The 14905-nt window shown below is 43.6% G+C and carries 14 protein-coding genes; 13 read left to right on the top strand and 1 reads right to left on the bottom strand.

The features are described 5' to 3' along the window. The first annotated feature begins 111 nt into the window (after nt 1-111). The 11 genes from BFI01S_RS03655 (at nt 112) to BFI01S_RS03610 (ending at nt 12123) form a co-directional block, all read left to right on the top strand. Nucleotides 112-636 carry a hypothetical protein gene (locus BFI01S_RS03655; RefSeq protein WP_235831090.1) on the top strand — a complete coding sequence of 175 codons (525 nt, stop codon included), beginning with the start codon at nt 112-114 and terminating at the stop codon, nt 634-636. After that, a complete protein-coding gene (locus BFI01S_RS23875) occupies nt 611-847 on the top strand; it encodes a hypothetical protein (RefSeq protein ID WP_235831089.1) in 237 nt (78 codons plus the stop codon). Before BFI01S_RS03655 ends, BFI01S_RS23875 begins: the two co-directional genes overlap by 26 nt. Then, nucleotides 796-1230: an ATP-binding cassette domain-containing protein gene (locus BFI01S_RS03650; RefSeq protein WP_061791389.1), complete on the top strand. Its 435-nt coding sequence runs from the start codon at nt 796-798 to the stop codon at nt 1228-1230. The genes BFI01S_RS23875 and BFI01S_RS03650 overlap by 52 nt, the downstream gene beginning before the upstream one ends. Nucleotides 1231-1447: 217 nt before the next feature. Beyond that, the gene (locus BFI01S_RS24500; RefSeq protein ID WP_061791388.1) at nt 1448-3193 is read left to right on the top strand and encodes a sigma-54 interaction domain-containing protein; all 1746 of its coding nucleotides are present in this window, start codon (nt 1448-1450) and stop codon (nt 3191-3193) included. 247 nt (nt 3194-3440) lie between these two features. After that, entirely contained in the window at nt 3441-4547 is a 1107-nt protein-coding gene (locus BFI01S_RS03640; protein WP_061791387.1) for a DUF917 domain-containing protein, read from the top strand. Beyond that, nucleotides 4531-6087, top strand: coding sequence for a hydantoinase/oxoprolinase N-terminal domain-containing protein (locus BFI01S_RS03635; RefSeq protein ID WP_061791386.1), 1557 nt, complete (start codon nt 4531-4533; stop codon nt 6085-6087). The genes BFI01S_RS03640 and BFI01S_RS03635 overlap by 17 nt, the downstream gene beginning before the upstream one ends. 64 nt (nt 6088-6151) lie before the next feature. Beyond that, complete coding sequence (locus BFI01S_RS03630) at nt 6152-6877, top strand: aspartate/glutamate racemase family protein (protein ID WP_061791385.1); 726 nt, start codon at nt 6152-6154, stop codon at nt 6875-6877. Nucleotides 6878-6976: 99 nt separating this feature from the next. Further along, nucleotides 6977-8296, top strand: a complete 1320-nt coding sequence (locus BFI01S_RS03625; RefSeq protein ID WP_061791384.1) for a purine-cytosine permease family protein — start codon at nt 6977-6979, stop codon at nt 8294-8296. A gap of 29 nt (nt 8297-8325) precedes the next feature. Continuing rightward, nucleotides 8326-9420, top strand: a complete 1095-nt coding sequence (locus tag BFI01S_RS03620; protein WP_061791383.1) for an S-methyl thiohydantoin desulfurase family protein — start codon at nt 8326-8328, stop codon at nt 9418-9420. Further along, nucleotides 9420-11000, top strand: coding sequence for a hydantoinase/oxoprolinase N-terminal domain-containing protein (locus BFI01S_RS03615; protein WP_061791382.1), 1581 nt, complete (start codon nt 9420-9422; stop codon nt 10998-11000). Before BFI01S_RS03620 ends, BFI01S_RS03615 begins: the two co-directional genes overlap by 1 nt. Before the next feature lie 100 nt (nt 11001-11100). Then, nucleotides 11101-12123 carry a dipeptidase gene (locus tag BFI01S_RS03610; protein WP_061791381.1) on the top strand — a complete coding sequence of 341 codons (1023 nt, stop codon included), beginning with the start codon at nt 11101-11103 and terminating at the stop codon, nt 12121-12123. A 103-nt stretch (nt 12124-12226) separates the two neighbouring features. Here the strand turns inward: BFI01S_RS03610 and BFI01S_RS03605 are convergent, their stop codons facing one another. Continuing rightward, on the bottom strand, nt 12227-12844 hold the full coding sequence (locus BFI01S_RS03605) for a TetR/AcrR family transcriptional regulator (RefSeq protein WP_061791380.1): 618 nt from the start codon (nt 12842-12844) through the stop codon (nt 12227-12229). A gap of 114 nt (nt 12845-12958) precedes the next feature. Between BFI01S_RS03605 and kynU the strand changes: the two genes are divergently transcribed. Beyond that, nucleotides 12959-14227 (top strand): kynureninase, encoded by a 1269-nt coding sequence (gene kynU, locus BFI01S_RS03600; protein ID WP_061791379.1) that lies wholly within the window; start codon nt 12959-12961, stop codon nt 14225-14227. Further along, nucleotides 14224-14853: an arylformamidase gene (kynB, locus tag BFI01S_RS03595; RefSeq protein WP_061791378.1), complete on the top strand. Its 630-nt coding sequence runs from the start codon at nt 14224-14226 to the stop codon at nt 14851-14853. Before kynU ends, kynB begins: the two co-directional genes overlap by 4 nt. Nucleotides 14854-14905 lie beyond the last annotated feature (52 nt).

Raw genomic sequence — 14905 nt, 5'->3', positions numbered from 1 at the left:
AAAATACATTGTTCGAAACAGAGATGCAAACCGAATACACCGCATGGCTGGAAGAGAAATTTGAAGAATATGAGATTAAGAACTATTTAGAGGGCTGAGGGGAATCTTGAGATGAATTTTGTAAAACGGGCGTTCTTAAGCGTGAAGGCGCGAAAAGGGAAAAGTATTTTGCAGGTCTTCGTATTTACTGTGATTTGTGTATTAGTGCTGGCAGGACTGTCGATTCAGACAGCTGCCGAAAAGTCTGGTGATCTTGCCCGCCAGAAGCTGGGGGCTGATGTCGCCCTTCAGGCTGATATGGAAAAACTGAGAGAGCAGGCGATGTCCCAGCAGCAGAGCGGGGGGGAACGGGTACGTTTCCAGTCAGTGCCTGTCCCGCTTGATGCAGCAGAGGAACTGGCTTCATATGACCAGATTAAAGGCTATAATTTTTACTCATCCACCACTGGGCTGGCCTCCGATTTTGAGCCGATTGAAAGCGAGTCGGATGCAACAGACACATCTGATGAAAGCAGTGAAGGGCAGGAGCCTGAGGGGCATGCCGGGCGGGATGATGCAGGGGGATGTGAGCCTGCAGGGGGTTGCCTTTACAGACTCGGTTGCGGAGTTTATGGATGGAACCTCCTCGATTGTTGAAGGAACCGGGATCACAGAAGAGCATATCGGAAAAAATGTTGCGCTGATTGAACAGACATTGGCGGAAGAAAACGAGCTGGGAGTTGGGGATGAGATTACCGTGACGAACCCGCGTGATGAGACGGCTGTAATGGAGCTTGAAGTGAGCGGAAGTATGAAATGGGCGTCCTGTACTGGTATAAACATGAAAATAAAAAACACGATATCTTGAAAAATATTAATGTGAGTTTTGAAAAAAGGAACTATAAAAAGGCGATTGCTGTGGAAATGCTGAAGCGGGTCGGGATTTCCGAAATCCAGGCCCGGCAAAAAGTGCTTACATTAAGCGGCGGCCAGCAGCAGCGTGTGTCCATTGCCCGGGCATTGTGCTGTGACGCCGAGCTGATTGTGGCGGACGAGCCGACCGGCAACCTGGATGAATACACCGCCAAGGAGATTGTTGAGCTTTTACGGGCGCTGGCCCATGAAGAAGGGAAATGCGTGATCGTTGTTACGCATGACCCCGACATTGCGAGAGATTCGGATGTGGTTGTGAAGCTTTTGAAAGGGAGTATTACGGTTACATCGAATGAACCCGAGCTGGTTTCGAATTGAAAAGGGGCACCTGTTTGGTGTGCGCTGTATCGAATATTTTTGGTTCTTTTAACCGGGGAAGCAGCACATAAATGAATTAATTTGGACCGTAAATGTAAAAAGCTGCACACTAATGGATAAAAGATTCATATAGTCGAGCCTATTGCCTCAATGAAATTTCAATTCAGAATATTGCCTTTGTTATGATAAAATTATAAATATTTGGGGGTGATTGGCTATGCTGGAGGAATTATTGACAGAAATGAAGTCGGGTGCCGCAAAATTTTTTCAATCGTATCCTGTTAAAGCAGATGTATTGCTGACAGGAATGGAATGGAAGAATTTTCATCAAAATTGTCAGATTGCCTCTAAGATCAGGAAGACCGGAATCAATGCGCTTGTAAAGCAAAAATCTGATCATAGTACATGTATGTCTTGTTCTGCAAAAGTTCATTGTGCAATTGAAACTGCTGCATTTTCTCCTATTTTCATTAAAAAAAGAGTGGCAGGGATTATATTAATTACTCCCATAAAAGAACAGAGCGAGTGGCTGCAGAATAATTTGGACATTCTAGAGCTTCAGCTTGATTTATGCAGTGAATGGGCAGGTGCGAAACTAGAAAATCATGAAATGAAAAAGGAGAATAATCAGTTTTTAAGAGAGATTAATGGAATGTTTCATTTTATCCATGAGCCTATATTGATAGCTGGAAGGGACGGAACCATTCATAACATCAGCAATAGGCTGTGCAGCATGCTGAATAAAACTCAAGCAGAATTAATAGGTGAACATATGACAGAAGTCATTTCGGTTCCGGACTGGCTGAAGATGGCCAAAATAGCTAATCAGCAGGAAATGAAAGTCTCTCTCCATACAAGTAAAACCGTACGAAAGTCAGAACCCTGCCTGGCCCGATTAAAGCCTATTTTATCAGCTGGACAAATCGAATCATTTCTTATCCAGTTGAATCCCATTTTAAAATCAATGAAAAAAGAGGATAAAAGATTTCTGTACTCCTTTCATGATGTTAAAGGGACAAGCGAGGCCATTCAACGGGTAGTTGAAATAGCAAAAAGAGTAGCTCCAAGCGATTCTTCCGTTTTACTTAGAGGTGAGAGCGGTACCGGGAAGGAAGTATTCGCCCAGTCCATACATCAGGCGAGCAATCGAAAAGACGGCCCATTCATCGCCATCAATTGTGCGGCTATACCTGAATCGCTGTTGGAAAGTGAGCTTTTCGGACATGTAAAAGGGGCTTTTACAGGTTCAAACGCAGATAAACCAGGAAGATTTGAGATGGCCAATGGCGGAACGATATTTCTGGATGAGATAGGTGACTTATCTCTTCATCTCCAGGCTAAATTGTTAAGAGTGGTTCAGGAAAGAAAAATTGAACGGGTTGGGGATACGAAAACCACTCCTATAAATGTACGCATCATAACAGCTACTCACCGCAATCTGGAGGAATTAGTTTCCGAAGGGCAATTCAGGGAGGATTTATATTACAGGCTAAATGTAATTCCAATTACCATTCCTCCCCTAAGAGAAAGAAAAGAAGATATTCCTATTCTCGTCGAATACTTCTTAAAATCGTTTTCTCAAAAGCTCTTCCGATCACCAAAGAGATTATCTAAAGATGTCAATGAAATCCTTCTGCATTATCATTGGGCAGGTAATATACGGGAACTCCAAAATGTTGTCCATCACTTTATGCAGCTGGAGATCGGTGATTTGGTCACGATTAAAAGCTTGCCTGTCTATCTAAGTGACCTATATAAAAGCCAGGTAAACAAGAAAGCTCTTCAGCAAATACAGGCTGTAACATCCGGCAGAAGAAAGAAACATTCAGATGAAAAGGAGCAAATTCTAAAGCTATTGGATCAATTTGGAAGAGATACGACAGGGAAAAAGAAAGTAGCTGAACAGTTGAACATAAGCCTTCCTACATTGTATAGAAGGATTAGCAAGATGAAAATTAAATGATTCTTCAGTTGAAATAAGAGGATTTAAAATATGATAAAAAGTCAAAAAAATGAGAAAAAACGAGAAAAATTGAGAAAGTCGTTTAAATTATTATGATTTTTATCTTTAAATTCTTTCTCATTATCAACAGTTTTGCATTTGAAAAAATCATAAAGGCAATCAATCCCATGCTCCTCATGCCTGAGGGGTTTTCTCTTTTCTGGCACAGTTCTTGCATTTATAAAATTTGAAAGGGGCAGCACATCATATGTCTTGGCAGATTAGAAAGAATGACATTCCCATTTTAGCATTAGGAGCAAAGCTATTATCCTGCGGCGGGGGCGGTGATACGAAAACAGCGGAAAGTCTGTTGATGTCGATTATGAGAGAAGATGATGTCATTGCGGTCAAATCCATCACAGATCTTGGGGATGAATGGGTGGCTGCGGCAGGAATTATGGGTTCCATTGTTTTATTTAATGAGGATATTCCAAGCGGCCGTGAAGGAATCCGGGCTTTAAGGCTTTATGAATCCGTCATAAGCAAGAATGTAGGAGCTCTTATTTCAATCGAAATGGGCGGTGTTAATTCCTTAATCCCCTTAGTAATAGCAATCCAAGCGAATTTGCCCGTCATAGACGGGGATGGAATGGGAAGAGCCTTTCCGGAATTATTTATGACTGCCTTTCATTTATCGGAAATTCCGTTATCACCGATGGTTTTACAGACACATGACACGAACAGGGTTATTTATGACGCGGAAAATGCTCATTACACAGCAGAAATGGCAAAGGTTTTTACCGTAAAAAATAGAGGCCATGCCCATTTAGTTGGATATGGAGCTAAAGGACAGAAAATGAAGACGTCTATGATTCCCGGAACATTAAATTTAATTTTCAGGCTGGGCAATGTCCTTAAAAGTGAAACATCAGCAGGCGTCAAAATGGATCATATGATACACGTGTTTGAAAACTCCATTTATGGGAAGCCTCAGCAAATCATTAGCGGAGTGGTAACAGAGGTCCGCCGCTGGTTTGAAAAAGGCTCACTTGTAGGAAAGTTCATTGTTGAAGGGCGATCTGCATTTTCAGATCAACGGATTGAAATAGAATTCAAGAATGAATTTATATCCATAAAAAATGGCCAATACATCTGTACAGCACCTGATCTCATCCTGGTATTAAATGAGGAGAATTTAATTCCTTACAATGTTTCTGAAGTTCAATCAGGTCTTTTCATTACCATAGTCGCTGTCCCTGCGCCTAATATTCTTCGTACAAAAGACATGCTGGAGTTAGTCGGTCCGAATAGCTATGGATTAGCCTGTTCCTATAAACCATTTCAGGGGGATTCAGGCTATGAAACTTGGAATTGATGTAGGCGGTACAAACACAGATGCAGTAGTCATAACGAACGACGGCAAGCTTCTTTCCTGGTCGAAACACTTAACAACAAAGGATATCATTACCGGCATTAAATTAGCAGCAAACGAAGCTTTACAGGAAGCGAATATTCCGCCAGAAAAAATTGAGGGTGTATTCCTGGGGACGACTCATGTGCTCAATGCCTTATACTACCCTAACAATCTGGCAAAAACCGCTCTGATCCGCATGACCAAGATACCTTCTTTAATTGGACCTGCCATACAATGGCCATCGAATCTTAAGAAGTATATTGGGAAAGTGTATGATTTTAAGAGTTTGTGTGATTACAAGGGGAATAAGGATGATTCTTTAAATCCGAATTCTGGCCAAATAAACAAGCTGCTCAGCGATATTGAAAAATACAGCATTGAATCCATTTGTATTGTCGGAGCTTATTCCCCTTTATATGAAACGGAAGAACGAGAAATCCGGAAAATCATAAAGGAACATTATCCTGAAATACCGGTTACGATGTCACATGAAATTGGAAGTACCGGTTTTATAGAAAGGGAAAATGCAGCCTTATTAAATGCCATTTTATCAAAAGTTATAAGGCAGGCTATGACTGACTTATCAAAAATATTTAAGAATCTATCGTTAAATTGTCCATATTGGCTGACACAAAATGACGGATCACTTATGGAAATTCATGAGGCTTCGGAATATCCCATCCTGACGATTGGTTCTGGTGTGAGCAATAGTATTAGAGGCGCCAGTATCTTAAGCGGTTTAAAGAGCTGCATTGTTGTGGATGCTGGCGGAAGCACAATCGATATTGGAAAAATCATAAATGGACAGCCCGAAGTTTCTGTAGGTTCTTCTTCTATTTTTGATATTCAAGTTAATGTCCGTGTACCGCAAATTCATTCTTTGCCATATGGAGGCGGGAGTCTTATCACGATTGAAAACGAATTAGCGGAAATCAAGGAAACGATTGCAAATGATATCGAACAGCAGGGGATGGCATGGGGAGGCCATACATGGACGTTAACCGACTCCTTTCTTAAACTATTTCCCGATTCTTTTCAAGATGAAACTTTACAGCAGAAAGGATTGGACCTTTTATCAAAAGAAGACTGCAGAAAAGTTATTCAAATGGTAACAAAAAATATTAAGGAGTCAATCTCACGACTCCAGCCAAGTGTCGAGGATCTGCCTGTCATTCTTGTTGGAGGGGGAAGTCCGCTTCTCGCTAATCGGTTATTTGGCAGATATAAGAAGGTATTGCATCCGGCTGGCTACCATATTTGCAATGCTGTCGGAGCATGCTTTGCTCCTCTATCTGCAGAAATAGATAAAGTTTTCTGGTTAAATGGCATTACTAAACAGGAAGTCATTGACCGGGCAAAAGAACAGCTTTTTCAGCAGCTTCTGCAAAAAGGAGCAAAAAAAGAAAGCATAGAGCTTGTTTCATTGGAAGAATTCCCATTTGATTATCTGGAAGGCGAAGTATTAAGAGTTCGGGTAAAGGCTTTAGGAGAATTGGCCTGACAGGATTGCGCTCTTTCCATAATAAATACAATGAAAAATTTTAAAAAAGGAAGTGTATATAAGAATGAAGATCAAAGTGATCATGCCTATTACATCGGATATCTTTAATGAGGAAATTAAAGAGGAAGTTAAATACTATGCATCCGATACAACCGAAGTGGGCGTTACAAGTCTGGATTATGGGCCTGCCTCTGTTGAAAGCGAATATGATGAGGCCTTATGCGTGCCTAATTTCTTAGAAAAAGCAAAAGAGGCAGAAGAGGAAGGCTATCAAGGTGTTATTAGCGACTGCTTCGGAGATCCGGGCGTCAAGCCTGCCAGAGAGATCTTGGATATTCCAGTTGTGGGTGCATGTGAAGCCTCTATGCTGTTCGCAAGCTCTCTTGCAAAATCCTTTTCAGTTGTGACCGTGCTTCCAAATGTTGTCCCAATGATTGAGAATATCAGCAAGACTTTAGGTGTAAACGGAAATTTGGCTTCAGTACGTTATGTGAATATTCCGGTTTTGGAAGTTCACGATAAAGATAGGCTAAAAAGAGAATTATACGAGGAAATGATCAAAGCAATCGAGCAAGATCATGCACACGCACTTATTTTAGGCTGTACAGGCTTTATGGGTGTTGCCGCCGAACTGCAGGCACGCTTAAAAAAGAACGGCTATGACGTACCGGTCATCGATCCGGTGTTTGCTGCCACGAGACTACTTGAAAATCTGATTGTCATGGGCGTTAAACAAAGCCGCCTGACTTACATGACACCGCCATCTAAAGAGCGTGTTAAAAGCTCATAAAAGTAAAAGCTTAGTTATTTCACAGTTTACTTGTCCCCAAAGCTTCTTACTTAAATGCCAAGGCAGAAGAGTGAAAAATGTAACAGGAGGTAGGAATTCATGGAAGATCATTCAAAGTTAGGAGACGATTACTCTCTGTCCAGAGTTCCCAAGTCAGCACGTTTGCCAATGTGGGATATCATGCTTGTCCGTGTTGGTGCTCTGGCGACACTCTCTCAATTTATGCTTGGGGCTGCTTTGGGATACGGAATGACTTTTTGGCAGGCGTTTTGGGCCATGATGCTCGGAAGTGTAATATTGCAGATAGTAAGCTTTCTAATCGGTTATGCGGGGGCGCGTGAAGGGCTTTCTACGAGTCTGTTGTCTCGCTGGACAGGATTCGGCCGATACGGTTCGACCATTATCGGAGCCGTCATCGCCATTTGTACAATTGGCTGGTTTGGTGTGCAGAACTCCGTTTTTGCCAATGGACTGGTTCAGGCGACAGATGGAAAATTGAGTCTGCCAGTCTCAGCTGCTATCACTGGATTAGGTGTGACGGTATTGGTTATATTTGGATTTAAGCTTTTGAGCATGACTGCGAAAATTGCCGTACCAGCTTTCCTATTGGTAGTAGGAGTGGGAATCTACCAAGTATTAAGCGACCACTCCATATTTAACCTTATGAGTACTCCTCCTCCCGGAGAAGGACTTTCCATCGGGGTAGGTGCAACAATGGTTGCGGGAGGCTTCATGATTGGTGCAGTCATCACACCTGACTTCAGCCGCTTTGCCCGAAACGGCAAGGATGTATTCTGGATGACCACCATCGGAACCATTGTTGGCGAGCTTGGTGTCGGAATGATCGCGGTTCTTATGGCCCATGCAGCCAAAACAAGTGATGTTGTCAGCATTATGCTTCAAACATCGGGCTGGCTTGGAGCTGCAGTTGTTGTTTTTTCAACAGTGAAAATTAATAACTTAAATCTATATTCTTCTTCACTGGGATTTACAAATATCATTGATTCCGTATTCAAGGTGAAAGTAAATCGCGGGCTCATTACCCTTATCATCGGTGCGATCGGAACACTGTTATCCATTCTCGGCATCCTGGACAGATTTGTGGATTTCCTCGTTCTGCTTGGAATCATGATTCCTCCTATAGCCGGTATTATGGTGGTGGATTACTTCGTGTTAAAAACATATCGTAAAGCACTTGATGAAAGCAGGGAAAAAGGCATCTTGCCATCAGAGCCGGAGAAATTAAATCCAGTGACTTTATTCGCCTGGGCTGCAGGATTTGCAGGCGGCTATTATATAACACTAGGAATACCATCCATCAATTCGCTGTTAATAAGCGCTATTATTTATTACCTCGGTGTAATAGCTTTGAAAACCATATCAGGCAATAAAGAGGTTAAAGAACATATTGCATCATAAATTTTCGGAATATTGGGAGGTTTAAAAAAATGAGAAAATTAGGCAAGCAGGAGATTGAAGATATAGCAGTAGGTGCCGCCTTACTTGGAACGGGCGGAGGGGGAGACCCTTACATTGGAAAGCTCATGGCATTGCAGGCGATCGAAGAATATGGGGAAATTACACTTTTAGATCCAGATGAGGTGCCGGATGATGCATTAATTGTTCCATCAGCCATGATGGGAGCCCCAACCGTTATGCTTGAAAAGGCCCCAAGCGGTGAGGAGGCAGCTGCAGCTTTCAAAAACCTTGAATCGTATTTAGGGAAAGAGATTTATGCGACTATGCCAATTGAAGCTGGCGGATTGAATTCCATGCTGCCCTTGGCCCTTGCTGCCAAACTTGGCCTTCCGGTTGTAGATGTGGATGGGATGGGACGAGCGTTCCCTGAACTGCAAATGGTCACATTCTACTTGGATGGAATCTCTGCTACTCCTATGGTGATCGCAGATGAAAAAGGAAACACAACACTATTGTCGACAATCAATAATGTCTGGACAGAAAGGATTGCCCGGGCTGCAACGATTGAAATGGGCGGTTCTTCCATGATTGCCATCTATCCAATGACCGGCAAGGAGATTAAGAAAAGCGGTATTAGCAATATCTTAAAACTTGAAGAGGAAATCGGCAGAGCGATCCGGCTTGCTAAGGAATATAATGCTGACCCGATAAGCGAAGTCCTGAAAAAGGCTAAAGGGTTTGAACTATTCCGCGGCAAAGTCAGCGATATTAATCGGAAGACAGAAACAGGTTTTGCAAGAGGAGTGGCAACCTTCGAAGGAATCAATGAGTATAAAGGCGAGACTCTGGAGGTTCGATTCCAGAATGAACATCTTCTTGCCCAGACGGATCAGCGCCTGCTTTGTGTCACACCTGACCTGATTGCGGTACTTGATGCAGAAACTGGCCTTCCGATCACAACGGAGGGAATTAGATACGGTGCGAGATGTGTCATTATCGGAATGCCTTGCCATCCAAAATGGAGAACAGGGAAGGGGATTGAAACAGTTGGTCCAAAGTATTTTGGATATGATGTGGAATATGTCCCTGTTGAAGAACTAGCCAAAAAAGGAGTGACAGCATAATGGGTGTTTATCGAATTGGAATAGACGTTGGGGGAACCCATACCGATGCAGTGCTTTTAGATCAGGATAATACAGTCATTTCGGAAACAAAATCACCGACAACAGAAGATGTGACAACGGGCATTTATACAGCCATGAAAAAAATTATACAGGATGGAAATGTTCCGCGGGAAGAAATCAAATATGCCATGCTGGGAACAACACACTGTACAAACGCAATCGTTGAGAGAAAAAGACTGAATAAAATTGCCGCAATACGTATTGGTGCTCCTGCAACCCTCGCGGTTAAGCCGCTGATCGGAGTGCCTGATGACCTGCGTGATGCACTCGGAAAATATGTTTACCTGATCCGGGGAGGACATGAATTTGATGGACGCGAAATCGTTTCTTTAGATGAAGAGCATTTATATCAAATTGCAGAGGAAATTAAAGGGAATGTGGATTCTGTTGCCATTACTTCTGTTTTCTCGCCAGTCTCGCAAGCACATGAGCAAAGAGCAAGTGAAATCATGAAAGAAGTGCTCGGAGAAGATATTTCTGTTTCCTTATCATCCGAAATTGGATCAGTAGGATTGCTGGAAAGGGAAAATGCAACCATTCTGAATGCTGCAGTTGTCAATGTTGCTAAAACAGCCGCGGACGGATTTATCAATGCTTTAAAAAATGAAGGTATCGAGGCAAAAGTCTTTTTCGGACAAAATGATGGCACCCTGATGTCTGTTGAGTATGCGGTGAAATACCCGATTTTCACCATTGCTTGCGGCCCAACGAATTCACTGCGCGGTGCATCTTATTTAAGCGATTCCTCAGATGCTATTGTTGTGGATGTTGGCGGTACCACGTCTGATGTCGGGGTTCTGGTTCAGTCATTCCCTAGGGAATCCTCCCTTGCTGTGGAAATTGGAGGAGCCCGCACGAATTTCCGGATGCCGGATCTGATTTCCATTGGACTTGGCGGCGGAACGATTATCAGAATTCACGAAAATGGAGGCTTCACAGTTGGACCTGACAGCGTCGGATATCGGCTGCCGGAAAAAAGTCTTATTTTTGGAGGGGACACGTTAACAGTCACAGATGTTGCAGTAGCACTCGGCAAAGTGAATCTTGGCGATTCTTCAAAGGTAGCACATCTTGACCAAACATTATTGAATAAAGTCTATGATAAAATGGTCGAGCTTGTTGAAGAAGCGATTGATAAGATGAAAACAAGTGCGGCGCCGGTACCGGTCCTCCTTGTTGGCGGAGGAAGCATTTTACTGCCGGAAAAATTAAAAGGCGCTTCACAGGTCATTCGGCCTGAGCATTCAGGAGTAGCAAATGCCATCGGAGCAGCGATTTCCCAAGTCAGCGGACAAATTGAAAAGGTATATGCCCTGGCTGAAATCGGAAGAGAAAAGGCGCTTCAACTCGCTAAAGAAAAGGCTATGTCGGAAGCAATCAATGCTGGTGCTGATCCTGATAGTCTGGTCATTGTAGATATAGAAGATGTTCCGCTTGCCTACATGCCTGGCAATGCAACCCGTATTCGCGTAAAAGCTGCAGGAGATTTAGCCCGTCTGGAAGTGAATGAGTTAGTGTAGGAATGGCCGATATTGTAAAAGCTCTAGTCTATTGCTAGAGCTTTTTACTCATGATGGATGGACAGGTGGAACAGTAATATTTAGTATGGAGGAAGATCAAATGGAAACAGAAACATATATAGATCAGATTAAAAATCACGCTCTTATTATGGATGGTCACTTCGACTTATTGATGGACGTGGCAATTCAAAGAGAACGAGGAAAAAAGAAGGTGATTGAAACCGATTATTGGCCGCGCTTTAAGCAGGGCGGTGTGAATATCATTATTGCTGCTATTTTTATTGATAGCAGTTTTTTGCCGGAGATGGCCTTGCGGAAAGCCTTGAATCAAGTAAGTGCAATTTATGAAGAAGTACAGGAATCACCAGATAAGTTAATGATCTGCAAAAATAGTGAAGACATGCTGCTGGCCCGGAAATCAGGCAAAATCGGTTTCCTGCTTTCTCTTGAGGGTGCAGAGCCAATTGGGACCGACTTAAGCCTGTTAAGGATATTCTATGAATTGGGTGTCCGAAACATGGGCTTGGTGTGGAGCAGAAGAAATGCAGTCGGTGATGGAAGCCATTTTAGCCCAATACGGGAAGGCAGGAAAGGCGGCATAACCTCTTTTGGTGTCCAGTTAATTGAAGAAGCAGAACAACTGGGAATGACGATTGATGTTTCCCATTTGAATGATGAAGGTTTTTGGGATGTCATTGAAATTTCAAAAAAGCCTATTATTGCTTCCCATTCAAATGCGAGGGCTCTTTCGAATACGATGCGCAATTTAACGGATGACCAAATGAAAGCCATTGCCTCCAAAGGCGGTGTTATCGGAATAAACGCGGTCAGCATCATTGTCGCGGCAGAAGACGAAAACAGTAATCTGGATCATCTGATTAACCATCTTGATTATATGGTTCAGCTAGTTGGCATTGATCATGTCGGAATAGGTCTTGATTTATGTGATGATTTCTTCAAATATGTGTCCACAGAGGATTTAGCCAGCATGCCTAGGAAACCGTTCGACGTGATTGACGGACATGGAAACCTGGGTCAATTGATTAAGGGATTGGCAGATAGAGGGTACAAGACGGAAGATATAGAAAAGATTTTGGGACGGAACTTTCAGAGAATATTCTAAACCTGAAGCTAGTAAATATGTATGCAACCTGACTTGTAAAAAAGGTGCTTTGCCCATTGCAGTTCTTGGGAGAGGCACCTTTTATGCGTTATAAACGCATACTTTATTCGTACAATCCGCCTGTATACATCCTCGTCAAGTTCACAATCACATCATTTATCTGATACTTTTCCTGATTCATCACCAGCTCCCACATGAACATCTCATTCGAATAAAACCAGCCTCTCGCGGTGAGGGCAGGGTCAAGGTTCTCTTTGGCAAGCCTTTGCGCCTGGGCGTAGCGGATATCGACTGAAATCCGTTCGATAAAGCGTTCACGGATTCCATACCATTTTTCCTCTATCTCAGGAGAGACGCCGATTGCCTCTTTTACGACCTTCATCATGTCCCGCTCATCCATAGCCAGCTGCAGGAACAGCCTCACCTGCTTTTTAATATTTTCATAGGCCTCTTCTTTGGCCTGAGGCTTAAAGGGCATCTCTGCCACTTCGTAAAACTGGTTCATGAGATCCTCCATTAATGTAATGAAAAGCTCGTCTTTATTTTTAAAATAGACGTACGCCGTGCCGTAGCCTGTTTTTGCTTTTTTGATTACTTGGGAGATGGTCGCTTTTTGAAAGCCTTTTTCGAGAAAAACTTCTTTTCCGGCCTGGAGAAGCTTTTGGCGTGTTTTAAGGGCCTGCTGCTGTCTCGCAGGTAATTGATCTATGGAATTTTTCATCTATCTCATTCCTTTTTATATTTTCTACTATTACTGACATTATATCATTGACATAGTGTCAATCAAACAATATAATTTTCGTAAATAATAAATATTCTGAAAGGTTGGAAATCAATGGATTTTACACGAGAGTATGCAATCGGACTGGATGCCGGGAATGACCTTTCCTATCGGGAAGAGTTTTATATAAAAGAAGATGGAATTTATCTGGATGGCAATTCACTCGGACTGCTTTCAAAGCGTGCAGAGAAATCACTGCTCGACCTGCTGGATTCCTGGAAGCACCATGCCATTGACGGCTGGACAGAAGGGGGATATCCCTGGTTCTATCTATCTGAAAAACTGGGAAAAGAGATGGCGCCAATCGTCGGGGCGAATCCGGAGGAAGTAATTGTAAGCGGTTCCACAACCGTTAACCTTCACCAGCTTGTTTCGACTTTTTATAAGCCGGAAGGAAAAAGAACAAAGATACTGGCAGACGAGCTCAATTTTCCAAGTGATATTTACGCGCTGCAAAGCCAGGTGAAGCTGAAGGGCTATGATCCTGACGAGCATCTTGTCAAGGTGAAAAGTGCCGATGGCCATACGCTGAGGGATGAAGACATTATCGCGGCGATGACAGAGGAGATCGCGCTGATTGTCCTGCCGGGTGTATTATACCGAAGCGGCCAGGTGCTGGATATGGAGTATTTGACTGCTGAGGCACATAAGCGCGGGATTGAGATCGGCTTTGATCTATGCCATTCGGTTGGATCTGTCCCTCATTCCCTGAGTGATTGGGATGTGGATTTCGCGTTCTGGTGCAACTATAAGCATCTGAATGGCGGACCTGGATCAACAGGCGGATTGTTTGTGAACAAGCGCCATTTTGGACAGGTGCCGGGACTTGCCGGCTGGTTCAGCTCCCGCAAGGATAAGCAGTTTGATATGGAACATGTACTGACTGCAGCAGAAGATGCGGGCGCATATCAGATCGGAACGCCGAATATCTTTAGCATGGCGCCGATTATTGGATCACTCAGCATGTTTAATGAAGTCGGCATGGAACGAATCCGGGAAAAATCTCTTAAACTGACAGGCTATATGATCGAGCTGATTCAGCATGAGCTTGAAGGACATGGCCTTGTCCTGCGCAATCCGCTTGATGAAAAGAAGCGGGGCGGCCATATTTATCTGGAGCACCCGGAAGCAGCAAGAATCTGCAAGGCGCTGAAGGCAGAAGGAGTCATCCCGGATTTCCGGGCGCCAAATGGAATCCGCCTGGCACCGGTTGCACTATACAACACGTTTGAAGATGTGTGGAAAACAGTACAAATTTTAAAAGGCATCATGGAAGAGGAGAAATATAAGCAATTTGAAAATAAGCGGGGAGTCGTAGCATGACGAAAAAAGGTTGGATTGATATTTCACAGCCGCTCACTGGCGACATTGCACACTGGCCTGGCGATACGCCATTCCGCTATGAAACGGCTTTTACAAAAGAAAAAACCGGCTCTGTCAATATCGGCCGGATTACGACCAGCCTGCATACTGGCACCCATGTCGATGCGCCGTTCCATTTTAATGATGAAGGCGAAAAAATCCTGGATCTGGACATTGAGCTGTATATCGGACCAGCGCGGGTGATCGATGTATCTGAGTATGAACGGGTAGATTCGGAGGTTCTGAAAGGGTTTGATCTCGAAGGCGCAGAACGTGTGCTGCTTAGGACCTCGGTTCCGAATGATCCGGAAGTGTTTCCGAATCGGATCCCTGAACTGACCTCTGATATGGCAGACTACCTTGGCAGCAAAGGGGTGCGCCTGCTCGGAGTGGATGTGCCATCCGTTGATGCACTCGACAGCAAAGAGATGGAAACGCATCATGCCTTATATCGGAATGGCATTCATATACTTGAAAACATCATGCTGGATGAGGTAGAAGAAGGCAGTTATGAACTAATTGCCTTGCCTCTTCCAATCAAAGACGGAGACGGCAGCCCGGTGCGGGCGGTTATTCGGCCGATTTAGGCGGGGAATCGGCCAGAATCCTGAATTTACCGGCCAAATGAAGATCGGCCGC

The sequence above is a fragment of the Cytobacillus firmus NBRC 15306 genome, assembly GCF_001591465.1.
GTDB lineage: Bacteria > Bacillota > Bacilli > Bacillales > Cytobacillaceae > Cytobacillus > Cytobacillus firmus.
This window is presented reverse-complemented; position numbering and strand designations above follow the sequence as displayed.